We start from the raw sequence: 26,308 nt of genomic DNA, 5'->3' as shown, positions 1-26,308 counted from the left end.
GTAATATGTACTTCCTGCCCCTTACAATTTATATATCGTATTTAGTTGGAAATGTTTAATAGTTTTTCGAAAGTTTTTTTTATTTTTTTATGTAATAGATTACTAATTTAAAATTACCACTAAAAAACCTATTCTTTATTTTTTCTTTAGCTGTTCCAAGAAGCTTGAAGATGCTGTTAAAGCTTCTCTATTTTGCGCTTGAATGGCTTCAAAAACTTCTGAACGGTGTACTTTTACGTTTTTTGGTGCGACAATGCCGATTTTAATTTGCTCTCCTTCGACAGCTAGTATTTTAATTTCGATTTGATCGCCTATCATGATAGATTCATCTTTCTTACGAGAAAGTACTAGCATTATTTCGCACTTCCTTCCAATGTTTGCATTGGGTAGCGTAATGGATAGGATCTATTATCTTGCAGGACAATTTGTTTACCACATCTTTTATCCATGTTAACGATTATAGGTGCCAGCAAATTAATCGTTGATTCTTGGAATGTTTCCTTCATTGTAACTATAGAGTATGTAAGTACGTTCTCTTCCTTCTCAATTTGTAGTTGGTTACGATCATCTTCGCTTATATCAAAACTGTAGTCTTTTTTGAAGGCGAACGGATAGGCAACTACAAAGCCAATTTCCACATTATCAACAGATTGCAGTATCGCTAAAGGGAGTTCTGCATCTATAGGTAATAATACGAAATTTGTTTCATTCTCTAATCCAAGTAAACCATGTTCAAACGTTAAGATGTCCTGTTCCCCAATTTCGATTTCACCTAAAAATTTAGTAGCAATTTTCATTCTTTTATACGCTCCTTTAAATGATGACATTGATGTCAACATCCGGTCTTTGTACCATTGTACCAGTTACTTTTCCTGGCGTGTATTCTTGTATTGGTTTGTTCACTTTTGCGTCAATTATTGGCTCTCTACGCTGAATATTGACATCTGTTGTGCCTGGTGTGTAGTCAATTTTCACAGAGCCTATAGATGGGACAAATTTAATATTAAATGGCGTCCGGTGTGGTCCATGATTTTGTTTCGCGATATTTTGGATAGTTGCACGGCCTTGACCTTTACCAGCGTTTCCCATCATTTGACGTCCCTCACTCGCTCTACGTGCCATCCCTTTAAGAGCCTCTTGCTTTCCTTTTTCCGCATAGTGGGAATTTGATTCCAACGGACCTATCATCCCTATATCCCGTCTTGCTTGAGATGAGTCTATTTTTAAAACGCCTTTAGTCGTATGAACTTCTAAAATAGCGGCCGGCTGTTCAATATGCTGAGTTGCTTTAGGTTGTTTAATAGATTGTTGTGGTTTAGAAATATTAAGGTCTATTTTTGCATCTGTTGTATGAATTTGGATTTGCGGCAGTCTCATCTATACCTCTCCTTTCAAGAAAAGCGCCTGAACAAAATGTCCAAACGCTTCTTTTAATCTTATTCGTTAAGATCTCTCAAATCTGACACATATTAAGAAAGACTATTTTATCTGATAAAATCTACCAATGTTTGTTGAATAATTTTCGCACCAACAGAAAGTGCAGCTTGATGAATTGCTTCACTAGTCACCATTTCTGTAATTGCCTTCGCATAATCAACATCTTCATTATCGGACAATTGCTTTGTTACACTTACTTCACGGATAGAAAGGCGATTTTCCATTAACTCTACACGATTTTGACGTGCCCCAACATCAGCCTGAGCCTCGAGAATTTTATTATGCATAGCTGTAATATCATCGCCTTTGCTTTGTTCAGCTACTCCTCCAAGCGCATTACCAATTTCTTCACCAGTAGCTGGTCCACCAGCACGATTAGGATCTAAAAGATCTGAAATTTTCCCCATCATGTCATCAACATTTTGAAAAAGTTCAGCTCCAGGAGTATTCACTTTCATCTGAATACCATCATAAACTTCAATAACTACATCTTCTGAGTTTACTTTTGTTGGATCAATTGCACCATTTTCAAACAATGGCTGATTAGTACGTGTTCCGCTGAAAATATAACGATCGGCAATCTTTGTGTTTCCTACATCTTGAATTTGCTGACGAATTTGATCAATTTCAGCCTTAATTTTCGCACGTTCATCTGGTGTATTCGTATCGTTAGCCGCTTGAATAACAAGCTCACGAACACGCTTCATTTGTTCACCAACTTGGTTGAGCGATTCGTCTGTTGTGTCTAACCAGTTATTAACCTCATTCATATTACGTGTATATTGTTCAACTTGACCTAAATCACGGCGATAGCCCATTCCTTTTACTGCTATTACAGGATCATCAGAAGGGCGAGTGATTTTTGAACCCGACATGATTTGATCTTGTAGCTTAGACATTTTACCGTAGCTATTATTTAAGTTTAAAAGCATGTTATTCGATAACATGGATTGTGTTACGCGCATATTTTTTAAAAGCCCCTTTCTATCGTAATGCTAGAGTATTTTTTATAGTCCTACACGGCCCATGCCGTTAATGATTTTGTCTAATGTTTCATCGACAACTGTAATCATACGTGCGTTGGCATTATATGCTTGTTGGAACGTAATCATATTTGTCATTTCCTCATCAAGGGATACTGAACTTGCTGAAGCACGGTTACCTGAAAGTGTTACTAATAATTTTTGAGAAGTCATGTTTAAGCGATAAGCTTCTTCCCCATCAGTTCCTAGTTTTCCAATCATCCCTTGATAGAAGGAGTTAAACGTCGCACCATCTAAATCGGCTTGGCTTTTTGATTGAAGATTAGCGAGTTCAAGTGCAAATTTACCATTTCCTTCTTCATTTGCCGCATCAGATGCAGCTAATTTAGAAGGATCTTTTAAAAATTCATCATTTACCTTAATATTGCCTGCAGTTATTGGTAATCCATCTTCCGTAGTAAAGAAATCTAAACCATTTTGAACACCTGTTAAATCATAACCTTGCTTATGCATTTTATTGAAGGCTTCAGCAAATTTAACTGCCAATTTATTAAGGTCAGCTAATGTTTCGACGTAATACCCTTTTGGTCCACCTGGACTATCGTATCCGTACGAATCAATAAGAGATAACATTTTCCCTTTACCTGGTTCTAACTGGTCATATGTAATGGTTTCTGATGTACCAAGTCCACTTACTTGAATAGATGAAAACACATTGGACAAGTCGTTGCCATTAATTTGCTTGGAACCACTTGGATCTGCGACAGTGCCATTTACTTCAATAGTAGCAAAGTCTCTACCATTCACTAGCTCAATCTCTTTATCTGTACCATATGGTTTGAATACAACTGTCACACTTCCTTCAGCCACAGCACTAGCATTTCCACCAGATTCGACACGTTTAATGGATACAGGTATGTAATTATTTAATTCATCGATTAGAACATCACGTGCATCATATAAGTCGTTCGGTACATGACCATTCGGTTCTACTTCCTGCACTTGTTTATTGATGGCAGCAATCTGTTTTAGAAGTGAATTGATACGATTTGTCGCTACATTAATTTCATTTCCTATGTTACCTTGAATTGTTTTTATCTGCTTGTCCATATATCTAAATGATTCAGCTAGGTGGTCAGCACGACTGATTGCTACTTTACGAGAGGCTGCATTTTCTGGGTTTGTACTGACATCTTGAAGACCTTTCCAGAACTGTTCTAATGCTGCGTTTAAACCATATTGAGACGGTTCGTCCATTATATCTTCCATTTGAGAAATCGCATTTGAACGTGATTCCCAATAGCCTAGCTTGTTTGTTTCTTGACGGAATTGGCGATCAACAAATTCATCACGCATACGTTGAATCGATCCCGCTTCAACCCCAGTTCCTAGATGCCCTGGATAGTTAGGTTGATTTAAACCAGCTTGTGGGAAACCTTGCGTTGCTTGCATATTTACTCGTTGGCGAGAGTAACCTAATGTATTTGCATTGGAAATATTATGTCCTGTTGTATATAGAGCTGTTTGTTGTGTAAATAAACCGCGTTTACTAGCTTCTAAGCCCATAAATGTTGAGCGCATTCTTTTTCCTCCTTTTTATGAACATTTAAAATTCCAAGCAAATGTTTCTTGCATGGGCGCAAGAAACTATGCTTGAGAATCAAAAAATGATTTTTTAGCAACCTTATTTGTTCCACGTATCTCACTACCAGAGTAGTTCATTTGCTCGTTCTGAGGTCGTAAGGAACCCATTGTCAGATTGACAAATTGTAGTGATTGGAACACGAGTTTTTGATTTAAATCGTTTTGTTTTTTTAAGTCATTGACAATTTGCAATAATCGATTGCGAACAGCTGAGAGCGTGTCTTTTTCAGTCTGTTGTTCAGCGGCCTCGATGACATCAGCGACAGTTGCTTTGTCAGTTGAAGCAAATCCTTTTGCCCCAAGGTAATCCGTTACCTGTTTCTGACGCTGTTGCTCGAGCTTATCGATGGCTGCTACATGTGCCTGCTCATCCTTGAGCATTTGGTCCAGTGCTTCAATATCGCCAGCTGTAATGATTTCAGTTTTTTTTATGGCTAGTTCAAGTAAGCTTTTATGCATTCTTTCTAGTTTTGTTAGTGTAGAACAAATCGTTTCTACAGACATATTGCGAAGCACCCTTTCTGAAATTCCTTAGAAACGATAATATTTCAGCATATCTTCTGCCACTTTGCGAGCGTCTACTTTGTATTCACCAGATGCGATATCTTCTTTTAATTGTTTTACGCGGTCTGCACGCTCTGTGTTATATGTTGAAATCCCTTGCATCTCTTGTGCAGTCTTTGAAATTTCGATTTTATCTGTGAAGGATGCCTTGTTAGTGCTTGATTTTACATTGCGCACCTGATTGTTATAGGCGTTCACTGCATTAATACCATATGATGTAATTTTCATGTAATCCCCCCTGTCTAAAAGCTTATCTTACTATTATTTCGGATTGTCTCACATAATGTTAAGTTTTCAAATAGAAAAAAGTGTGCTAATTTTGTTTAAAATTAACACACTTTAGACCTATCAATTATGCCTCGGTATAATTGCAATATAAGATATTAGCCTAAAATCATCGCTTCCAGGCGATAACGGCTAACTGACCTGGATCACGCACAAAGCCGATTCCAGGCGTTTTCACAGGATGTGAAGCTCTTAGCCTGAGTTCCTCTATTTCAGCAGGTGTTTGGATACTCGCTGAAAGAATTAACGTTTTCGGTCTGCGTGATAGGTTACACGATCACGATCTGCCACACTGTCACGGAACTCCTTCGCCGCTTCAAATGTACGTAAATCCGCCTTTAATTCATCCTGACATTTTGCACAAAGCTTGCCTGTTGTCGTTAAGTGACCACAGTTATCACATGGGTAGCCAAGATTCGGGAACATTGCAGGCTGTAAGCGTCCCTTGCGTACCCATTTATACAATAACTCCTCTTCAGCTCCTGTTGCTTCAACAATACGTTCTACTGTCGCCGCACGGTTTTCACGTTTACGTAAAAAGCGATAAACGATTTGATATAATTCTTCTTCTGATTGAGCGCATTTATGACATACTTCTCTGACCCCTATATAATTAAAAAACTCATTACATTTCGGACAATTGCGAACCTCTGCCATCTTTCTTCCTCCTCTTAAATCAATTGCGCCTTGGCGTAATTCCGTCCGGATTTTGGATTGTGCCGGGCACCATTCATTCCTTTCAAAATCCGTGACATCCGCCGGAGGCTTTAGGCCAACGATGTTGGTCACTCAGTCGTTGCCACAGGACGTGGCGTTCTTAGACTGAGTTCCTCATTCAGTAAGTGTCTGAATGAAGATAATAACAGCTAAACGAACCTTATTTACTCGTAATCTATTATACACAATGCATTAGCATTTTCATCCATTAATTAGTGTGAAGCTTTTGACATTTTCGGCACCTGCATTTAATAAAACCTTAGTAGCATGCCTTAAAGTCGTCCCCGTCGTTTTTATATCGTCAAAAAGAAAGTATTCTTTATGCTCTACATGGGCTCCATCCATCAGACGGAAAAGAGATGCGACTTGGTTTCGCTGCTCTCTATTTTTGGAGCTTTGCGTTTCTGTCGTCGTCTTTTCTAAAAGTTGTATAAAAGGAATATTCGCAGCCTTCAATAACTCCTCCATATGCGAAAAGGTACGTTCCCTTTGCTTAACGGGGTGCATAGGAATCGGTATAATGGTTGCTTTTTCATGCTTCAATCGTGCATGTAGCTCCTGCCGAAATACTTTAGCAAGTGCAACATCCTGAAGAAATTTATATTGGTGTAAAAAGTCTTTCATTGCATCATTATATTGGTAAAGTGCCGTTGCTGTTGAGGAATATTCAAACTGAGCAGAGCACCTATCACAGATAGTTGGCTGAAATTGTTTTGTTAAAAGTAGTTTCCACGAGATTGCTGATTGCAAAGGCTGTGAGCATAATAAGCACAGTGTTTCAATTTTATTCATGATAAAAATCCTTTCTTATTGTAATAAAGAATTTTTGTCCGCGCATCATCCATTTCAGCCGTAATCCCATGATGAAAAAATACGACGTCTCCCTCTGCAAAATCGGCATTTCGACCAACTCGCCCTGCGATTTGTATGAGTGCACTTGAAGTAAAAATGGTCGATTCTGCTCCAATCACTGCAACCTGTACATTCTTGATCGTAATCCCTCTTTCTAAAATAGTCGTAGTCAGTAAACCTGGCACTTCTTTATCACGTAGTTTAAGCACTTTCTCTTTACGCACAGGATCTTCCGCATGTACTGCCATGATGCTGTCATCTAATAATTGAAAAAGAGGTGTTGCTATTTTCATTAACTCTACTTTTGGAAAAAATAATAGAAATGGCTCTTTGCGTGCAAGGCGCTCCCCTGTCCATTGTTTTAGCTTTCTTGGAATTTTTCCTCGTCTCAAGCTTTTTTCATAGCGCCACAGGGAATGAAATCGAGGGACTGGTAATGGACGATCATGATAGCGCTTCGGGATAAATGAATAGCTTTCATTTCGATATTGAGTAAGTAGTTTAGGAGAAGGGGTTGCCGTGACCAACAATAGTGGCGCACTTTCTGTTTTTGCCTGTTGGACTGCATTTTGCAACGTTTCATCAAATGTATACGGAAAGGCATCAGCTTCATCAACAATCATGACGTCAAAAGCTCGATCAAATCGATAAAGCTGGTGTGTTGTCGCCAAGACGAGCTGGGCATAGCCCTCCTGCTTTGGTGATTTACCATATAATGCATGGATAATCGTTTGTGGGAAATTTTTTTGAAAGCGTGGATATAACTCTAACACTACATCTGTACGAGGCGTAGCGATACATACTCGCATGCCTTGCTCTAACGCATAATGAACAGTCGGGAAAAGTAGCTCTGTTTTTCCCGCCCCACATACCGCATGCAAGAGATGGAAACGCCTTCCCTTCACACTTTCTAGCATTTCATTTGCCGCCTGCTGTTGAAGCACTGTATATTGCCCCTCCCATTCGAGTGAATGCTTTCTTGCCCTCATTGCGCGAGGGCCTGTCCAAATCATCAATTGCGTACAACTACTCACTCTACCCATATTCAGACAATGCCTACAATATATACATTGCTGCAGACACTTTGAACAATCAAACGTTGTAAATTGTTGAAGATCTTCATTATGGCAACGATTGCATTTTACATGTGGCTCTTTTTGAATTCCTTCTATTATATGGAAGTATTTATTCTTGATTGATTTCTCGATATCTTCCTCGGAAAATGGGGTATGCTCCTTTAACCAAATACGTCCTTCATGAAAATCTCGTAATGCAGGTGGCAACAACCAACCTTTGTATGTCATTGCTTTGCTCCTTTCATGTCGTTTTTTTCGGTAAAAAGTTTCTAAATAAAAAAACAGCCTCTACACATTTCCTGTAGAGACTGTCTCACTTACTATTATTTTTTTGTCCAACCTAGACCCATTGAGCCTTCACCTAAGTGTGTGCCAATAACGGGACCGAAGTAGCTCATTTTAAAGTTAACGTTCGGGTAGGTTGCTGCTAGTTGTGCTAGCCATTCTTCTGCTTCAGCAAGGCAATTGCCGTGGATTACCACAGCGTCCATTGCTTCATACTTTTTAGCATCTTCAGCTAGTAGTTCTTCCGCACGCTTTAATGCTTTTTTACGTGTACGAATTTTTTCAAAAGGTACAATGACCTTGTCCGCAAAATGCAGGATTGGCTTTACTTGTAATAAGCCACCGATTAATGCCGCTGCTGCAGACAGACGTCCCCCACGTTGTAAGTGCGCTAAGTCATCTACAATGAAGTAAGCACGAACTGATTGCTTCATGTCCTCCAACGAAGCGTGAATCTCTTTTGCAGACAAGCCCTGAGCCGCCAATTCAGCTGCTCGTAGAACGTAAAAACCCTGCACCGCACAGGATATTTCACTATCAAAAGCGGACACATCAATGCCTTCCACCATATCGCCAGCTTGAATGGCCCCCTGATATGTACCACTGATACCACTAGATAAATGAATAGATATTACCTCATCATACTCTTTTGCCAGCTCTTCAAAAAGAGCGACAAACTCTCCAATTGGAGGCTGGGTTGTTTTTGGGAATTCTTTTGCCCCACGTACTTTATCATAAAATTCAGATGCCGTGATATCTACTTCTTCTTCAAAAAGTTGACCTGAGATATTTACACTTAACGGAATCATATGAATGTTTAAGCGTGCTCGTTCCTCAGCCGAAATATATGCAGTACTATCTGTTACGATTGCTGTCCTCATCCATGTCCACTCTCCTATTCTAACTAGTTTACAATCAATTGCGCCTCGACGCAATTGTTGAGAAGATAAAAAGAAATGAATATGAAATGAATTACGACATAACGTAATCTTGTCTAAGCGTCGAATAGGAGGAAGTCGCTTCACTCTTTCAACATTCTAGACAACTGCTAAATTAATCAATTATGCCTCGGCATAATTGGGTCCGAAGCTTTAACTTAGCATTCATTTCACATTCATTTCTTATGTATAGATCTCCTCATAACCAAACGAGGTTGATTTTCATCCTATTAATCCTACTATGAATGAAAAAAGGCTCATCACCATAAAGCGGGATTGATTTCCTTTCTAATGAAGCAAGTCCAATTAGCAGTTAAGCGTGATGCTTTTTGCCATCGTTACTACTGCGCTCGCTCTAGGGGCTTGTCTTTGACGCTAATGCCCAGGAAATCGCCCAACCTCAACTTTTAGTGATGAGCCTGAATGAAGAGATCCTCATTTTTATTTGCCAGTACTTGATTTCGTGTCGTCCATATAAAAGACGCTAGTGACCTTCCAGTCCCCATCTTCTTTGACGAGTACTGTAACTTGTTGTCCTGCACTTTCATGCTTCACATTTGTTTTAGTTTGCACTAAATGTAATGTTATATTGGAATGGACCTGTGCTTCATTTTCGTTATATTTTATGATTGTCGTATCTTTAGCATCTCGTTTAACGTCTGACTCTTTAAATACTTCTGTTGTGAATTCTTTTTCTTCATCATAGTCGAAACCTTTTGGATTCTTCGAGAGCGTTTGCATATAACGATCAATATCTTTTGAATTAAAAGTTTCAATATATTCATTAAAGGCTAGTAAAATTGCTTTTCCTTCATCAGCAGGGACATTTTCTGCCTTCGTTATTTGCCCACCATTCATTTCAAATCCGACGGTTCCATCATCAATGATTTTTTGTCGTTCTTCTGCATTCATTTCATCTTTTTTATTACCACAGGCAGTTAACATTAATAAAGTAAGAACTGCTAGAAAACTTTTCTTTAACATCAAAAAACCTCCCGCGCATATTGTAGCATATAAATCCCGTTGTAGGAATTTTGTTGTGTATTTTCAACATTTAGGTGCTATATCTTCCTTATGACGCCCACGCTTATAAAATGTTGCACTAAATCAATTATGCCTCGGTATAATTGCGTCCGGAGTCGGCTTTGTGCTTGGGCCTGCACGATGCAGGTCAGTTAGCCGTTATCGCATGGATGCGATAACGGCTAACATCCTATGTGAACTCCTTTCCGATTTCCGTGACATCCGCCGGAGGCTTTGGGCCAACGTAATGTTGGTCACTCAGTCGTTGCCACAGGACGTGGCGTCCTTAGACTGAGTTCCTATATTTCAGCGAATGTTTAGATACCCACTGAAAAGTAACTTAAAACCTCATTCATCTCACCACATATAGAGGTAGGAGGTGAATGCTGAAAGTAGTTAATCGATCTCTATGTATAAATTGTTACACTTTTCGACAATTCGTTCCTATAAAAAAACTGCTTTAAAAACTACTAAATAATATAGTAGCCTTTAAAAACAGCTATCAACTATGCCTCGGCATAATTGTGTCCGGAATCGGTTTTGTGCTAGCGCAAAGAACTCCTTTCCGATTCCGTGACATTCACCAGAGGCTCTAACTTCTTACAATTCTCCTGAAAGAAGTTACATACAATATATGCTATTAGCGTACTTCAACCCAGCCATTTTTGATGGCTGTAACAACAGCTTGTGTACGGTCGTTTACATTCATTTTTTGTAAAATGCTTGAAACGTGGTTTTTAACTGTTTTTTCAGAAATGAATAGCGTCTCACCAATTGTACGGTTTGATTGTCCATCTGTTAATAATTGTAACACTTCACATTCACGCTTTGTTAACAAATGGAATGGGCGACGAATTTCTGTTTGATGGAAGTTACCTTTATTTTCATGCTCAGAAAGGCGACGGAATTCCGCTACTAAATTTTTAGTTACTTTTGGATGTAAATAAGATCCACCATTAGCAACTACTTTAATAGCTTCAACAATTTCATCCGCATCCATTTCTTTCAGCATATAGCCTAGTGAGCCAGATTTTAGTGCGTGTGTTACGTATGTTTCATCATCATGGATAGAAAGCATAATAACCTTTGCATCTGGGTACTCATTAATTAAATCTGCTGTTGCCTCTACGCCATTTTTCCCCGGCATATTAATATCCATTAGTACAACATCAGGTTGATTTTCAGCATATAAAGATACTACATCCGTACCATCATCACCTTCTGCTACCACATCAAACGTATCTTCAAAATCTAAAATACGCTTTACTCCTTCGCGGAATAGCTGGTGATCGTCTACAATAATAATCTTCGTCATTTGTCTTTACCCCCTAAATTTCCTCAAACAATCGTTTTATTCTACTTCTAACGGAATTTTAAATACAACCGTCGTACCTCGATTTATCTCACTTGTAATTGAGATTGTCCCATCCAAAATTTCAATACGTTCTTTCATACCTAAAATCCCAAAGGAATGGTCTTTAACTTTCTGGGAATCGAAACCTATGCCATCGTCCTTTACAACGATATTTACGGCATCTTTCAACCACTCAAGCTTGACCCAAATATCCTTACATTTTCCGTGCTTCATGGCATTCGTTACACATTCCTGCACTAAGCGGAAAATAGATACTTCATAGTTTGATGGTATACGCTTTTCGGTGCTTCTTGATTGGAAATGAACCTCAACACCCGGATTATATTCAGTCACTGTTGATAAGTACTTTTTTAATGTCGGAACAATTCCCAAATCATCAAGTGCCATTGGTCTTAAATCATAGATGATACGTCGCACCTCTGATAATGCATTACGCACCGTTTTCTTTAAATCAGCAATTTCTGCCAAAGCATATTCAATGCCCTTTTCACGATACGTTCTGTCTATTAAATCAGTGCGCATTAGTACATTTGCGAGCATCTGAGCAGGTCCATCATGGATTTCCCTAGATAGACGTTTGCGCTCCTCTTCCTGCGCCGCAATGATACGTATACCAAAATCTTGTTTCATTTTTGCTTGTTCAAGTGCTAAACCAACATTTTTTAAATCTGAAGTTAAGTAATTCAAAACGACATTTACCTGATTGACAATATGATCTGCACGTTCAATCGTATCGAGTAATGCTCTTAACCTTCTCTCCAAATCATCTCGTTTATCACGTAGTTGCTTTTCTTGTGTTCTAATAACGGAGAGCTTCACTTGAAAATCCTGTGCAGTTTCATACGCTTCTCTAACTTGTTCTTCGGTATAATTATCAAAAGCTTTACTCACTAACACAAGTCTTTGCTTGGCAAGCTGTGTGCTTTTTTCTAAAGCATCGCCTTCATCAATAACAATTGAAACTTGTTTTCGAACAATTTCTAGCTCTCTTTGCATATCTTCGAAGCTTCTACGGCTTTGCTCACTTATAATAAAGATATCGTCCTTTGAGCTCATGATTGTTTCTAACATTCGATTAAATATGTCATCAAGCGACTTTAAATCGAAGGTATCATTTGAAAACATAGTATACTCCCCAGTCTAATGTCTTATGATTACTTACCATTTCAATAGACCAATTACATAGTCTACACCCATTATATCATCCCGCTGTTAAAATTTAATGCTTTTTCTTTATGAAAATTATAGAATAGAAGTCAAATAGAACTCTACCTAAAAGGAGATTGGTACGGATGAGAGAAAACTATTTAACAGTAAAAGGATACGGCGAAAGCGAAATTGTTATTTCTAAATCTCGCTTTCTTACTTATATAGAACGCGCAGAAACGGAAGAGGATGCAATTTCTTTTATTGAACGCATAAAAAAAATGCATCATAACGCGACACACAATTGTTCAGCCTATATGATTGGTGAGCATGATCATATTCAAAAAGCAAATGATGATGGGGAACCTAGTGGCACAGCTGGCGTCCCTATGTTAGAAGTCCTAAAAAAACAAGGATTAAAAGATACGGTCGTTGTCGTCACACGCTACTTTGGTGGCATTAAGCTTGGCGGTGGCGGTCTCATTCGTGCTTACGGAAAAGCGACAACAGAAGGTTTACTCGCTGCCCAGGTTGTCGAACGCAAGCTTCATCATTTTATGAAAATTTCCGTTGATTACACATGGCTTGGCAAAGTGGAAAATGAAATTCGCAGTTCTTCGTATACTTTAGAGGAAATTCGCTATTTGGAAGGCGTCGACATTATTGTATCCGTGTTAAAAGAGGAGGAAGAACAGTTCCGAAACTGGGTAACAGGAATGACAAACGGACAGGCAAACATTACGTTTGAGAATGCTCAATTTATTGAATTTATTGTAGATAAATAGTTTTAATTGCCGAAACTATTTATGCATAGTATAATTTTAACGTTAAGCTATTTTATAAACTGCCTATTTATTACATGTATTTGCATAAATTTTAGTTTAATCGTAATATAATCCCCATAACTTAGAGGAGAATATAAATGAAAAATAAAAAGTACAAAAAGAGGTCTTCTAAAGCTTCCTTATTTATAAAAGTTTCCTTACTTCTTGTTGCTAGTTTGGCAATCTGTGTTACTGCTTATGGTGTTTACCTTACTAAACAAGTGGAACACGCAGCTGACTCAGCACATGAAAAATTAGAAGGCCGCGACGTTTCTGCACTTCGCGAAAGTAAAGTAGAGCCGATAAATGATAATGTATCTATCTTATTTGTCGGTGTAGACGATAGTGATAATCGTGGGCAAGGCTCTGATCATTCACGTTCCGATGCACTAGTTTTAGCGACATTAAACAATAAAACGCATACGATTAAAATGCTAAGCATTCCTCGTGATTCATACGTTTATATTCCTAAAGTAGGATATAAAGATAAAATTACCCATGCACACGCTATGGGTGGTACACTGACAACAATTAAGACAGTTGAAGGATTATTAGATATTCCAATTGACTATTATGTACGTATGAACTTCAATGCTTTTATTGACGTAGTTGATGCATTAGGTGGCATCGAAGCTGAAGTACCTTATGCTTTACACGAATTAGACGAATTCGACAAATTTACAATCAACCTGAAGCCAGGTATGCAACATTTAAACGGTAGTGAAGCACTTGCACTCGCAAGAACGCGTAAACAAGATAGCGATATTGAACGTGGTAAACGTCAACAAGAAATTCTATCAGCTATCATCAATAAAGTTTCTTCTGTTGGTTCTATCTCAAAATACGATGATGTCATTAAGGCACTTGGTAATAACATGAAGACGGATATGACATTTGATGAAATGAAATCCTTCTTATCTTATTTAACAAAAGGTGTACCACGCATTGACACTTTAAATTTAGAAGGCACTGATGATATGTCTACTGGTGTATATTATTATCAATTAGATCCAGCGTCAGTTAATGAAGTAAAAGAAACTTTGCAAAACCACCTTGGCTTAGATGAAAATTCAACAAGCCTCACAAATAACGACACTGACAGTGATTCAAGTGAAGAATCTTCAATAAATAACTAGCTTAACTTATAGACTTTCCACTTTCATTTCGTGGAAAGTCTTTTTTTATGGAATCCTATTGCGTATTACTTTCGCGGGGATCTGCTTCTCTTCCGCGGGTATTCACCCTCCTTTCGCGGGTATTCACCTTCCTTTCGCGGGTATCTCTTCCTTCCGCGGGTATTCACCTTCCTTCCGCGGGTATTCACCTCTCTTCCGCGGGTATTCACCTTCCTCCCGCGGGTATTTACTTCCCTTCCGCGGGTATCTCTTCCTTCCGCATTTATTAACTTCTCTTCCGCGAGCATCTCTTCCTCGTCCCGGGATCCGCTTCCCTTTCGCGGGTATTCACCAAAAATCGTGCAAATAGAGTCGACAAAAAAGCAATCACACAAAATGTATGATTGCTTTCACTTTATTATTTATTAAATATCCGTACAAAATTCAATAATGGTTTATAGTTTTTACCCGCGAGTCCAATGACTTCAACCAATATTTCAATTGCTGTTAAAATAACTGCTACGAGTAAAATTGCACCCCATACTTTTGCCATAGAGAAAATAACTGCTGCTAAACCAAACATTATTGCAATCCCATAAATAATGAGCACTGTTTGTCGATGTGTAAAGCCCATATCTAGTAAACGGTGATGTAAATGTGATTTATCAGGATCAGACCATTTTTTCTTCATGCGTACACGACGAACAATCGCAAAGAATGTATCAGAAATCGGCACACCTAGGATGATAACTGGGATAATTAATGAAACGACTGTAACATTTTTAAATCCAAGCAATGCGAGGACCGATATCATGAAGCCAAGGAATAAGGCTCCTGTATCTCCCATGAAGATTTTCGCTGGGTGGAAATTGTAAAATAAAAATCCGAATGTTGCTGCTGCTAAAATGGCTGCGATTGCTAATACGAACATATTGTTCATAATAATTGCCATGACAGCTAAAGTTATAAGGGCAATCGTTGAAACGCCTGCCGCTAGACCATCTAAGCCATCGATTAAATTAATGGCATTGGTAATACCAACAATCCAAATAATTGTTAAAGGAATACTTAGCAATCCAAAGTTTAATTCACCTACAAATGGTAGGGTAATCATATCAATTTGAATGCCACCTACAAAGATAACGATAAGTGCCGCAATAAGCTGGCCAACTAATTTGGCCTTTGCGGAAATTTCACGCATATCATCTACGACACCTGTTGCTACGATAATGCAAGCACCAATAATAATTGCCAGTAAAAAGTTACTACCATTTTCATTGATTATCAAAATCGGCTGAAATATAGCCACAGCTATTAAAAAAGAAAGGAAGATCGCCAATCCCCCGAGTCTTGGCATAATTCGTGCATGTACTTTTCGGTAGTTTGGTGCGTCGACAGCACCTATTTTGAACGCTAATCGTTTAACTAGTGGAGTTAACAATATTGAAGCAACAAATGCTGCTATTATAGACACGTAGAGCATGTCTCTCCTCCTCAAAAAATAATCTACATTAAATCCAAATTGATTATAGCACGAACCGGCGCCGAAATATACTTTTTCTATTTATTTTCCACCATTTCACAAATATTTTCCATCTTTTGCAGATTGGAAGAATGCTGTATGCCAAATGTAGTCACCATACGTAAAATTTGATAGAATAATGTAGTGTCTAGCAGTTAGACAACATTAAAGGAGCGTATATTTCATGTTCTCAATTTTCAAAAGTAATAAAGAGCAAACGAGTGCTCGTCAATTAAAACGCTACTATAAAATAGTAGAACAAATTAATAGTCTCGAAGAAAAATATGTTAATAAGTCAGATGCAGAATTAAGAGAAATGACTTTTATTTTCAAAGATCGCTTACAACAAGGTGAGCCTATTGTATCCATCATCCCAGATGCATTTGCGGTTGTACGCGAAGCCTCAAAACGTGTATTAGGAATGCGTCATTTTGATGTACAGCTTATTGGTGGTCTTGTTTTAACTGAAGGCAATATCTCTGAAATGCCTACAGGTGAAGGTAAAACGCTAGTTGCTTCCCTTCCCTCTTATGTACGTGCATTAGAAGGCAAAGGTGTTCATGTTATTACCGTCAATGATTACTTAGCGAAACGTGACTTTGAACTAGTTGGACAGATTCACCGTTTCCTTGGTTTAACAGTTGGTTTGAATTTACCAATGATGGAAGCAGACGAGAAAAAGGAAGCCTATAATGCAGATATTACATATGGTGTTGGAACTGAATTCGGTTTCGATTACTTGCGTGATAATATGGCATACAGCTTAGCTGATAAAGTACAGCGTCCTTATCACTTCGCCATTATTGATGAAGTAGATAGTGTACTAATCGATGAGGCAAAAACACCACTGATTATCGCTGGTAAAATGCCATCTAACGATGAATTACATCGCATCTCATCTATGTTAGCAAAACGTTTCAAAGTAGATGAAGATTATGATTTTGATGATGAAACAAAAGCTACTTCCCTAACAGATAAAGGTATTGAAAAAGTTGAGGCTGCATTCAATATAGATAATCTGTATGACTTAGAGCACCAATCACTTTTCCATTATGTTATCCAAGCCGTTCGTGCTCATGTCATGTTTGAACGTGATGTTGATTACATCGTAAAGGATGACAAAATCGAGCTTGTTGATATGTTCACAGGTCGTATTTTAGAAGGTCGTTCACTATCTAATGGCTTACATCAAGCGATTGAAGCAAAAGAAAATGTAACGATTACCGATGAAAATAAAGCACAGGCACAAATTACAATTCAGAACTATTTCCGTATGTATCCGAAGCTTTCAGGGATGACAGGTACTGCGAAAACACAGGAAAAAGAAATTCGAGAAGTGTACGGCATGGAAGTTATTCAAATTCCAACCAATCGTCCACGTCAACGTGTCGATCAGCCTGATGTTATTTTCAACAAGCAAGAAGATAAATATAAGTATGTAGCCGCTGAAGCGAAACGTCGTCACGAAAAAGGACAACCCGTCTTAATCGGAACAACGTCCATACTGCAATCTGAAACAGTTGCCGATAGCTTGAAAAAAGCAGGCTTAAAATTCCAATTGCTAAACGCTAAAACAGTTGAGCAAGAAGTTGAGCTGATTTCTCAAGCAGGTCAAAAAGGGCGTGTTACAGTAGCTACCAATATGGCTGGCCGTGGTACAGATATTGTGTTAGGCGAAGAAGTTCATGCACTTGGAGGTCTATATGTTATCGGTACTGAAAAGCATGAAAGCCGTCGTGTAGACAATCAGCTTCGTGGTCGTTCAGGTCGTCAAGGCGACGTAGGTGAAAGTCGCTTCATTCTCTCTATTGAAGATGATATGTTCCGTCGCTACGCAAAAGAAGAAGTTGAAAAATTCTCTGCAAAAATGGTTGTCAACGATCAAGGCATTATTCAAAATAAAGATGCTCAAGAACTCATTGACCGTACACAACGAATTGTTGAAGGTTCCCAATACGGTATGCGTGAATACAACCTAAAATTAGATGATGTTATCAATGACCAACGTACAGTTATTTATGGTCTACGTAACAAAATCTTAGCTGAAAATGACTTGATGGGCGAGCTTAAAAAAATGCTTCGTGAAACGGTTGAATTTGCTGTTCTTGACGCTGCACCAGAAGAAGTAAATTCTGTTGAATGGAATTATGATCAAATGGAGAGTTCTCTTAACTCACTATTCATTACACCTGTCACAATTAACCGAGAAGTGGGCAGAGTAAAACAAATTTTAGAAGACATTAAACCTTCTGAACAAGAACTGCTCAATCATATAGAGAAGTTCGCTGAAAATGAACAAGTACTAGAAGTTCTGCCACAAATCATGCTTAGTTTCATCGATAGTGGCTGGGTGAAACACTTGGAAGTAATGGCTCATTTAAAAGAAGGTATTGGCTTACGTCATTACCAGCAAGAAGATCCAATGCGAATTTACCAACGCGAGGGACTTGAGTTGTTCGGTAAAAATTTCCAAGAATTACGTCGTTCGATTATTATAGAAATTACCGGCTTCATGAAAAAAATTGACGCACAACAGGAGGTACAATAATGGGCTTATTCTCATTCTTTAAAAAATCAGACAAAATCGTTCAAGAAAACACAATTGACTCAAAAGACTTACTAGGAAAAGCTTCTACAAATACAGGCGATAATCGCGATGTTGAAACAAAGCTTTCATTCCATCCAGATTGGGATGTACCACAGGAGCAAAAATACATTTTCAACTTCCTAGCAAACGAACTCGAACCATTAAAACCAAATCAATTATCTCTTTCTTCTATTAGTATTGAAGAAAACAAACGTAAATGGCATGTTCGCGCATTTTTCCGCTCATCTTTACCACAAGCAATCGAGCTAGGAGAAATCGAGCTTTTCATCATGGATAAAAATGACGAGCTAGTAGCATCTAAAAAATTCGATTTCAAAGCACTTGGCACAATTCCAGCAGAAAGCGCTCGCCCATGGGTATTTGAATTCGATAAATCTGCAATTAAAGTAGACGAAATCCCTGAAGATGGCTGGAAAATTGCCTTCAACCTCGTGTCCCTTCGCGGCCACCAATTAGAACTTGACCCATCATGGGAAAAACAACTACCAGCAGCTCAAAAAGAAGAGCTAGCAAAAATCGTCGAGACTTTACCAAAACTAGGTGAAACTGAAGTAAACTTCACCGGCTTACAAGCAAAACTAGCTGATAACGGCAACCTAAATGTATCGATTTTCATCCGAAACGGACACAATAAAGCTATTAATCTAGAACAATTACCACTAGAAATTGTAGATGCTACAGGTAAACAAATTGCTAACGGTTCATTCAACATGGATCCAGTATTAACTGTACAACCAAACTCAACGAAACCTTGGACATTCGTCTTCCCTGCAGAACTTGTTGATGCAAAAGACGCCGACCTATCTCGTTGGACAGCACGCGTAACACAATAAACTATCGAAATCCCTTCTTTTTTAAAAAAGAAGGGATTTTTTTGATCTGCCTTGTGCAGGTGTTTCTGCTTCGTGTGGGTGTTCGCTCGTTTCGCGGGTTTTCGTCTTCATTCCGCGGGTATTTGCCTTCCTTCCGCGGATATCTCTTCTTCGCGCGGGATTCACTTCTCTTCCCGGGTATCTCTTCTTTGCGCGGGATTCACTTCTCTTCCGCGGGTATTCGCCTCCCTTCCGCGGGTATTCGCTTCCCTTCCGCGGGTATTCCCCTTCCTTCCTTCCGCGGGTATTCCCCTTCCTTCCACGGGTATCCCCCTTCCTTCCGCGCATAAAAAAAAGCGATTTCTGCTGTATATGCAAAAAATCGCTTTATTTTTATTTTATAGCGTCGAAACGTTTATAAGCTACTAATCTTGTAGACCAGTAAGAGTATGTAACGTCTGAGACTTCAACACCGTCTGCCCCTGCATGGATAAATTTATTGTTGCCTATATAAATACCCATGTGAGAGATACCCTGTTTATACGTATTTTCGAAGAATACTAAATCGCCTGATACCGGATTATTAACTTGTGTTGAATTACCGAAATAGCCTTCGCTACTGTGTCTGCCTATTTTTAATCCACCTTGATTAAAGGCATAGTAAATAAGGCCACTGCAATCTAGACCATCAGGTGTGTTGCCACCATAGAGATATGGTGTTCCTACTAATGAATTCGCTACTTCTACTGTTTTCTTATTGATAGCTTGTCCATTTGCAGTAGGATCTTTTGATGTTCCCGCACCTGAAGATCCGTTATTATGTACTGTTTCATTCCCAGGTACTGAAGCTCCCGCAGATAATTTTAACACTTGTCCAATGTAGATCGTGTCTGTCGCAAGCCCATTCCAGTCTTTGATTTCCTTTACTGATAAACTATATTGATTAGCGATTTTGGATAAGGAATCGCCTTTAACTACTGTATGGGAAGTAGTTGTAGGTTTTGATGGTGTTGTTGTTGATGGATTTGAAGGTTTTACCGTTTCGTTAGTCGTTTGTTTTGAAACTTCAAGCTTTTGTGCGACATAAATCATATCATTCTTTAAATTGTTCCATGTTTTTATGTCTTGTACTGTAACTTTATGGTTTGTAGCGATTTTAGATAAAGTATCTCCTTTTTGTACGGTATAAGTAGCTGCTTCTGCGGTCTGTAATGCTAAAAAAGAAGTAGCAATAGTAGTTAAAGCAAGGATTCTTAATTTTTTTGTTTTTTTCATACCAATTTGCCCCCATTCGTGCTAAAATATTTCCTTGTGTGTCTATCATACTAGATATTTTAGTAATCAGAAATCGGAAAAACTGACTATTTTTCAAACAATTTATGAATCTTAATGAATCCGACATATTCTGACAAATAATAAGAGATTATTGATTGCAAGAATAGTATTCGTATGATAACATACACTTCTGTATTTAAAATTTTTAGAAAGTTTAATCTTTTCAAATTTAAAGGAGTTTTAATTTTTATGAAAAACATTTTGCTTTTCATCAAAGAGAATTTAGCAGTAGGTTTACTATTATTTGCCTTGTTTTTAGGCGCCGGAAATATTATCTTCCCCCCATTATTAGGTCAACAAGCTGGTGAGCATATAACGTCAGCAATGATTGGTTTCTTAATAACAGGTGTTGGGTTACCACTATTAGCCATCGTTGCGATTGCGAAGGCGGGTGGCGATCTACAAATACTAGCAAACCGTGTTGGTGCTACCTTTGGTATTATTTTTACATCAATTGTTTATTTAGCAATTGGTCCATTTTTTGCAGTGCCGCGTACGGGTTCTGTTTCCTATGAAATCGGGATTGTCCCATTTCTTCCAGAGGGAGCAGCAGATCATTGGGCACCACTTTTGATTACTTCTGTTATATTTTTCGCCTTAATACTAGTCTTAGCAATTAACCCTTCAAAGCTTGTTGATCGCGTTGGGAAAATTTTAACGCCTGTTCTATTAGGTGTTATTCTATTACTAGCTATTAAAAGCTTTATTTCCCCAATGGGTGAACCAGGGGCAGCTATAGGAAAATACACTTCGTCACCATTGACTGAAGGCTTTGTTCAAGGCTATTTAACAATGGATGTACTTAGTGCATTAGTATTCGGAATCGTTATTTTGCAAGCATTACGCGACATGGGTATGTCAGATACTAAGAAGCAAGTCAAAACGACAATTTTCGCTGGAATTGTTGCCGCTATTGGCTTATCATTTGTCTATATCGCACTTGGACAAATTGGTAACACTAGTATTAATGCAATAGGCGCTTTTGATAATGGTGGTACTATTATAGCGAAGTCAGCTGAAGCTCTTTTTGGTACACTTGGGACTATTATATTATCTGCCACAATTTTACTAGCGTGTATATCTACTGCTGTAGGTTTATTGACTGCCAATGCTCAATTTTTCAATAAACTATTTCCTAGTGTTTCGTATAAAACGTTTTTAGTAATTTTCACAATATTCAGTGCAGCAATTACAAACGTTGGTCTTGAAACAATTATTAGTGCATCACTACCTGTATTATTAATTATCTATCCGCTAGCGATGGTGTTAATGGTTCTGTCACTTTTCGATAACTTCTTTAAAGGTGGAAAAATCGTTTACATTTTAGCATTAATTCCTACATTCTTCGTTAGTCTGAATGATGGTTTTAAGCAAATGGAGATTACTATTACACCGTATGTGAACATTTTGAAAACTTTACCATTATATGAACAAAGTCTGGCATGGCTTGTACCTGCAATAGTCGGTGCGCTTCTCGGCTTTATTATTCATAAGCTAACAAAAAAATAAAATATCTTCATCTATAAGATAACTAGAATCTGCTTGCTTTTTTTGCGAATAAGACTTTAGACAACGACTGTCTAAGAATCTTGCATCCTTTACTTTTTCGCAAAAAGCTAGCAGATTCTTTTTTTGTAGGAAATCCCGTCCATTGCGCGAAGAAGGAAAAATGTCACCTACAACTTTGGTGATAAGCCCTATTACAGTTATATGGAAAATCATGTATACTATATATTAGAAAAGAGGTGTCCTATGAAAAGAATATTGTGGTCATTTGTATTCGTTTTAAGCTTTTTCATCTTTCCGTTAACAAATGCTTCTGCTGCAAGCAATGAACAACAGCTTGTAAAGGAAATCAAGGAAATTATTACGGAAAATTATGTGGGAACTATCCACGGAAATTTGCAAAAGGCTAAAACGATTCCTGAAATCATTGAAATGCTAGATCCTTATTCTACATATTTTACGAAAAAGGAATTCGAGGAATTTATCAATAGCATCGATCTATCAACAATTGGGGTTGGTGTGATTCTCGAAGAACATGAAGATGGCATTCATATTTTACAAGTGTTTGAGGGTAGCGGTGCATCAGATGCAGGTGTCGTTGCTGGAGACATTATTACTGCCATTAACGGACAATCCGTTGTAGGAAGCTCCACGCAAGAAGTCTCTGCCCTATTAACTGGTGATGAAAATACTAAATTAGGCGTGACACTCCAACATGCAAATGGTACAACTACTACGACAACGATTACACGAAAAAAATTCACATTACCGAATGTAGAATCTGCACTACTATTTGGGAATGTTGGATACATTTCTATGTCATCCTTCTCTGAAGACGGTGCAGAGCTTGTAAAGAAAGCACTAATTCAGTTAAAACAGCGTGGTGCAACTTCTTTTATTTTGGATTTGCAAAACAACGGTGGAGGCTATGTAACAACGGCTCAGGAGATTACAGGGTTTTTCCCAAAAGCAAAAATCGCCTTTTTACTGGAAGAAGCGCATGCCAATTATAAAGTGCGTGCAGTCTATCAAGACGAAAAATTACCTGCTGATACACGTATTCTTGTAAACCGCTATAGTGCTAGCGCCTCTGAAATGTTAGCAGCAACATTACAAGATCAGCAAGCTGCTATTTTATATGGAGAAACTACGTACGGAAAAGGCTGTATGCAGGGCTTTTTTGAACTGCAGGATGGTAGCTATTTAAAGCTTACGATCGGTAATTTTACAGGTCCTTTAGGGAAAACAATTAATGAGGTCGGTATAAAACCAGACATTCAAACAAAGACTGCCCCTATTTTTCAGGCACATTATGATGCTATAAAAGCTCAATATACAAAATATAAAGAGCTGGCAAGCTTAAAAAATGTTGCGGATCCTAAAAGTTTAACAGTGAAAGTTCCTTCTGCACTTTCTTCACAAATGGCTGAGGATAAGGTTCAGCTAATTGCTTTAGGTGGTAATGAAGTGCCTATGACAGCAAAAGTAGAGGGTCGTTCATTAATCGTAACCCCATCAAAACCTTTATCTGCTGGGCGAGAATATATGATCCTTGTACATCCAAAAACACAAAATGCTAACAAAACGCAGCAAGGTTTTTATCAGCGTATAATAATGAAAAAATAAAAAATTCCTCTCACCATTTAAGTAGTTTCATTATTTAATGTCGGTGGGAGGTTTTTTTCTATTCTTGCATTAAAATTACTGCCTGAAGATATACACACTAACGTCTCACTCATCAAATACTTTACCAATCCTCAATACGCAAATGTCCTTCACCTTACTGTCTATCCAACTATTTCAATCAATTATGCCTCGGCATAATTGCGTCCGGAATCTGCTTTGTGCCCGCACAAAGAACTCCTTTCTAATTCCGTGACATCCGCCGGAGGCTTAACTCCTTTCAGCAGATATTTGGACATCCGCTGGAAATAGCTTAAGAATCTGTACCTGTAGTTTCGCTACGGTACGAAAAACAATTGCTGAAGGAAGTTAACATAGCTCAAAAGTATAACGTCGGTAAATTTTGGTTGGCATATTTTATGTTATTTCTAACATTTGACCCTTATCTTAATTCTCCAACTTTGGTAAAATAATAGAAGCTTAGGAGGGTTATAAATATGAAAAAACTATCAATGTTAACGGTGGTGTTAATGGCACTTGTTAGCTTGCTTATTTGGCAACCAAACATGGCATATGCTGATGAGCTCTCAGGACATATGCATGAAAGTGGTTTACGCTATTTAATTTCCAAAGATGCATTACTGCAAGATGCAAATGGAAGCTATCGTCCAAACGACACTGTCACGCGCGGTGAATTTGCTACTTACATAGCAAAGGCTTTAAACCTTGAGAAAAAAGATAATATTAGTTTCACAGATGTCCCAGATACATATTTATTTGCAACGGATATTAAGCTTGCTGCTACTGCTGGGATTATCACAGGTTATACAGATGGTTCGTTTAAACCAAATGCCCGTATTTCAAGAGAGCATATGGCAGTCATGCTAATTAGAGCTGTTGATTATTTAAAAATCCCAAAAGGTACGCCATCCACTACTTTTATGGATAATGCAGCTATTTTTAAAGACTTCCGCCAAGACATCGCTATCGGAGCAGATTTAGGACTTATTAAAGGTAGCTCCAATGGAATGTTTTTACCAAAAGATAATGCCACAATTGGCGAGGCCTCAACATTTGTACTTCGCTTGATACTTCTAGCGGACGATGTTGAAAATAATGGTGGTAATACTAATAATAACGGCAATAACAACAACAACGGTAACAACAATGGTGAAACTGGTAATGGTAACTCTACTAAGTTCATCGTAAAAGAAATTTCAAATGGCAATCTTGTAGGAAATGAAGCCTTTTCTAGTTTCGATGCTGCTGAAAAAGCTTTGTCAAAAAATACACTTGTCATTACGCTAAATGATAAAATTATGAAAATGTCATCTGGGTATGTTGTAACCAATAATTATGTAGCCCTTAAATCTGAAACAATTAAAGATCAAATCGCTGTTGCTGCTAATACAGAAATGCAGTATTTAGGCAGTGATGCGACACAAGTAAAAGTTAGTTTAGCAGGTCAGGTTGGGTATTTAAAACATGCCGATGTTACATTAATCCCATCTGCTTTAAGTAAGGGTCGTTCTTACTATTCAAACGAGAATGGTGAAATTAAACATACTTTATATGATTATAAATCAAATAAATATTCTTCTAGCTATGTGTATGGAAAAGCTCCCGACTTCATGAAGCAGGGCGAAAAGTACTTTAGCTGGAATGGCATTAATTTCACAAATGCTAGTGGCTCTTCAAAAGGTGAAGCATATAATTACTATCAATTTTTACCTGCACGTGCCCAAACTCAATATACTGCAGCAGAACTAGATAATTACATTATGCAAAAGTTAGCTGAGATTGAAAGTTCAGGGGCTAGTCTTTATAAAAATGCGACAAAGAAAAGTAAGTTAATCGGTTTAGGGAAAGTATTAAAAGAGGTAGAAGCAAATTCTAACATTAATGCCATGCTTATTTTATCGCTTGCCCAGCATGAGAGTGCATATGGTATGAGTGACCATGCTCAAAATCTCAACAACTTATTTGGTTTATATGTATATGACACGAATCCACTAAATAAAAAGTTTGATAGTGTTGCTGACAATATTAATGAGCTTGTTGAAAAGTTCTTGCAGCCGAATTACATTACACCAGGTGGTCCTTACACGAATGGTGCAGTGGTTGGCTCTAAGGAAGTCGGTTTTAACGTGAAGTATGCATCTGATCCATTTTGGGGTGCTAAAATTGCTGGACACTACTACCGTACTGAAAAAGCTTTAGGCTTTAAAGATGCAAAGAATCCATACAAAATTGCCCGTACGACAACAGCAGGTCTGAATGTTCGTCCAGACGCATCAACAAGTCAAAGTCCACTTTTCACATTTAATAAAAGCGGTATGCCCGTTATTGTTACCGATACGAATGTTAATGGTTGGTATGAGGTACTTTCTGATAAACCCCACCCACAACCAGCCTACATCAATAAAGAGTATGTTAAAATCATTAATACCGTGAAGTAGCAATTAGAGGCTGTCTCCGAATATTTTCGGGACAGCCTTTTTCGATACCTTTACCAAAACCAATGGCAAATTGAATGATTCTATCAATTATGTCTCGATATAATTTCATCCTGAATCGGCATTGTGCATAGGCCTGTATGAGGGCCGTCACGATGTCTCTCCTTTCGGTAATGCCACAG

At 38.1% G+C, this 26,308-nt stretch carries 23 protein-coding genes; 7 read left to right on the top strand and 16 right to left on the bottom strand.

What is annotated here, in order from left to right:
• Positions 1-135: 135 nt before the first annotated feature.
• From csrA to B1B04_RS00990, 14 genes are all read right to left on the bottom strand, one after another.
• Entirely contained in the window at positions 136-354 is a 219-nt protein-coding gene (gene csrA, locus B1B04_RS01055) for a carbon storage regulator CsrA (RefSeq protein ID WP_079559483.1), read from the bottom strand.
• The gene (gene fliW / locus B1B04_RS01050; protein WP_079559482.1) at positions 354-797 is read right to left on the bottom strand and encodes a flagellar assembly protein FliW; all 444 of its coding nucleotides are present in this window, start codon (positions 795-797) and stop codon (positions 354-356) included. Before fliW ends, csrA begins: the two co-directional genes overlap by 1 nt.
• A 16-nt stretch (positions 798-813) precedes the next feature.
• Positions 814-1,377, bottom strand: a complete 564-nt coding sequence (locus tag B1B04_RS01045; protein ID WP_079559481.1) for a DUF6470 family protein — start codon at positions 1,375-1,377, stop codon at positions 814-816.
• Positions 1,378-1,484: 107 nt separating this feature from the next.
• Entirely contained in the window at positions 1,485-2,402 is a 918-nt protein-coding gene (flgL, locus tag B1B04_RS01040) for a flagellar hook-associated protein FlgL (RefSeq protein ID WP_079559480.1), read from the bottom strand.
• A gap of 42 nt (positions 2,403-2,444) precedes the next feature.
• Positions 2,445-4,001: a flagellar hook-associated protein FlgK gene (flgK, locus tag B1B04_RS01035; protein WP_079559479.1), complete on the bottom strand. Its 1,557-nt coding sequence runs from the start codon at positions 3,999-4,001 to the stop codon at positions 2,445-2,447.
• Positions 4,002-4,067: 66 nt separating this feature from the next.
• Positions 4,068-4,568, bottom strand: coding sequence for a flagellar protein FlgN (locus tag B1B04_RS01030; RefSeq protein ID WP_079559478.1), 501 nt, complete (start codon positions 4,566-4,568; stop codon positions 4,068-4,070).
• A gap of 27 nt (positions 4,569-4,595) precedes the next feature.
• A complete protein-coding gene (gene flgM / locus B1B04_RS01025) occupies positions 4,596-4,856 on the bottom strand; it encodes a flagellar biosynthesis anti-sigma factor FlgM (protein ID WP_079559477.1) in 261 nt (86 codons plus the stop codon).
• Between the two features lie 300 nt (positions 4,857-5,156).
• Positions 5,157-5,570, bottom strand: a complete 414-nt coding sequence (locus tag B1B04_RS01020; protein WP_079559476.1) for a TIGR03826 family flagellar region protein — start codon at positions 5,568-5,570, stop codon at positions 5,157-5,159.
• Between the two features lie 261 nt (positions 5,571-5,831).
• Positions 5,832-6,422 carry a ComF family protein gene (locus tag B1B04_RS01015; RefSeq protein ID WP_079559475.1) on the bottom strand — a complete coding sequence of 197 codons (591 nt, stop codon included), beginning with the start codon at positions 6,420-6,422 and terminating at the stop codon, positions 5,832-5,834.
• The gene (locus B1B04_RS01010) at positions 6,419-7,786 is read right to left on the bottom strand and encodes an ATP-dependent helicase ComFA (protein WP_079559474.1); all 1,368 of its coding nucleotides are present in this window, start codon (positions 7,784-7,786) and stop codon (positions 6,419-6,421) included. Before B1B04_RS01010 ends, B1B04_RS01015 begins: the two co-directional genes overlap by 4 nt.
• Before the next feature lie 95 nt (positions 7,787-7,881).
• A complete protein-coding gene (locus B1B04_RS01005; protein ID WP_079559473.1) occupies positions 7,882-8,724 on the bottom strand; it encodes a DegV family protein in 843 nt (280 codons plus the stop codon).
• Between the two features lie 498 nt (positions 8,725-9,222).
• Positions 9,223-9,765: a nuclear transport factor 2 family protein gene (locus B1B04_RS01000; RefSeq protein WP_079559472.1), complete on the bottom strand. Its 543-nt coding sequence runs from the start codon at positions 9,763-9,765 to the stop codon at positions 9,223-9,225.
• A 679-nt stretch (positions 9,766-10,444) separates the two neighbouring features.
• Positions 10,445-11,119 carry a response regulator gene (locus B1B04_RS00995; RefSeq protein WP_079559471.1) on the bottom strand — a complete coding sequence of 225 codons (675 nt, stop codon included), beginning with the start codon at positions 11,117-11,119 and terminating at the stop codon, positions 10,445-10,447.
• 36 nt (positions 11,120-11,155) lie between these two features.
• A complete protein-coding gene (locus B1B04_RS00990; protein WP_079559470.1) occupies positions 11,156-12,304 on the bottom strand; it encodes a sensor histidine kinase in 1,149 nt (382 codons plus the stop codon).
• A 167-nt stretch (positions 12,305-12,471) separates the two neighbouring features.
• On the opposite strand from B1B04_RS00990, the gene B1B04_RS00985 reads away from it, so the two are divergent.
• On the top strand, positions 12,472-13,110 hold the full coding sequence (locus tag B1B04_RS00985) for a YigZ family protein (RefSeq protein ID WP_079559469.1): 639 nt from the start codon (positions 12,472-12,474) through the stop codon (positions 13,108-13,110).
• 137 nt (positions 13,111-13,247) lie between these two features.
• The gene (locus B1B04_RS00980; protein ID WP_079559468.1) at positions 13,248-14,285 is read left to right on the top strand and encodes an LCP family protein; all 1,038 of its coding nucleotides are present in this window, start codon (positions 13,248-13,250) and stop codon (positions 14,283-14,285) included.
• Between the two features lie 397 nt (positions 14,286-14,682).
• On the opposite strand, the gene B1B04_RS00975 is transcribed toward B1B04_RS00980, so the two are convergent.
• Positions 14,683-15,747 (bottom strand): glycosyltransferase family 4 protein, encoded by a 1,065-nt coding sequence (locus B1B04_RS00975; RefSeq protein WP_079559467.1) that lies wholly within the window; start codon positions 15,745-15,747, stop codon positions 14,683-14,685.
• A 223-nt stretch (positions 15,748-15,970) separates the two neighbouring features.
• Between B1B04_RS00975 and secA2 the strand changes: the two genes are divergently transcribed.
• Both secA2 and B1B04_RS00965 read left to right on the top strand, forming a co-directional pair.
• A complete protein-coding gene (secA2, locus tag B1B04_RS00970; protein WP_079559466.1) occupies positions 15,971-18,334 on the top strand; it encodes an accessory Sec system translocase SecA2 in 2,364 nt (787 codons plus the stop codon).
• Entirely contained in the window at positions 18,334-19,227 is an 894-nt protein-coding gene (locus B1B04_RS00965) for an accessory Sec system S-layer assembly protein (RefSeq protein WP_079559465.1), read from the top strand. The genes secA2 and B1B04_RS00965 overlap by 1 nt, the downstream gene beginning before the upstream one ends.
• 372 nt (positions 19,228-19,599) lie before the next feature.
• On the opposite strand, the gene B1B04_RS00960 is transcribed toward B1B04_RS00965, so the two are convergent.
• The gene (locus tag B1B04_RS00960; RefSeq protein ID WP_079559464.1) at positions 19,600-20,481 is read right to left on the bottom strand and encodes a C40 family peptidase; all 882 of its coding nucleotides are present in this window, start codon (positions 20,479-20,481) and stop codon (positions 19,600-19,602) included.
• Positions 20,482-20,730: 249 nt separating this feature from the next.
• Here B1B04_RS00960 and brnQ point away from each other — a divergent pair, with 249 nt between their 5' ends.
• From brnQ to B1B04_RS00945, 3 genes are all read left to right on the top strand, one after another.
• A complete protein-coding gene (gene brnQ, locus B1B04_RS00955; protein ID WP_079559463.1) occupies positions 20,731-22,050 on the top strand; it encodes a branched-chain amino acid transport system II carrier protein in 1,320 nt (439 codons plus the stop codon).
• A 243-nt stretch (positions 22,051-22,293) separates the two neighbouring features.
• Entirely contained in the window at positions 22,294-23,673 is a 1,380-nt protein-coding gene (locus B1B04_RS00950; protein ID WP_079559462.1) for a S41 family peptidase, read from the top strand.
• Between the two features lie 494 nt (positions 23,674-24,167).
• Positions 24,168-26,129 (top strand): S-layer homology domain-containing protein, encoded by a 1,962-nt coding sequence (locus B1B04_RS00945; protein ID WP_079559461.1) that lies wholly within the window; start codon positions 24,168-24,170, stop codon positions 26,127-26,129.
• Positions 26,130-26,308 lie beyond the last annotated feature (179 nt).

The organism is Lysinibacillus sp. KCTC 33748 (assembly GCF_002237755.1).
Classification (GTDB): domain Bacteria; phylum Bacillota; class Bacilli; order Bacillales_A; family Planococcaceae; genus Lysinibacillus.
This window is presented reverse-complemented; position numbering and strand designations above follow the sequence as displayed.